Raw genomic sequence first — 383 nt, 5'->3', positions numbered from 1 at the left:
GGTAACAATGGCGAGAAGGTCACACCCGTTCCCATCCCGAACACGGAAGTTAAGCTTCTCAGCGCCGATGGTAGTTGGGGGCTGTCCCCCTGCAAGAGTAGGACGTTGCCAGGCTTACATAGTGGAGGATTAGCTCAGCTGGGAGAGCACCTGCCTTACAAGCAGGGGGTCGGCGGTTCGATCCCGTCATCCTCCACCATAATAATGCCGGCCTAGCTCAATTGGTAGAGCACGATTGAATACGCTACGAAGTGATTCATCAGCGTACAGCTCGAGCTGCTACTTGGATAATCTTTCTGAGAGCTGGACGACAATTTTACGAAGTAATTTATCAGCAGTTTCATATAATGTTTTGCCGGCCTAGCTCAATTGGTAGAGCAACT

At 50.7% G+C, this 383-nt stretch carries 1 tRNA gene and 1 rRNA gene; both read left to right on the top strand.

Going from position 1 to position 383, the window contains the following annotated elements:
* Positions 1 to 114 (top strand): 5S ribosomal RNA (rrf, locus tag CWO92_RS24975); the annotation flags it as partial.
* Between the two features lie 9 nt (positions 115 to 123).
* Positions 124 to 199, top strand: a tRNA-Val gene (locus tag CWO92_RS24970).
* The last annotated feature ends 184 nt before the right edge of the window (positions 200 to 383 follow it).

Source organism: Heyndrickxia camelliae (genome assembly GCF_002844575.1).
Taxonomy (GTDB): domain Bacteria; phylum Bacillota; class Bacilli; order Bacillales; family Bacillaceae_C; genus Margalitia; species Margalitia camelliae.
This window is presented reverse-complemented; position numbering and strand designations above follow the sequence as displayed.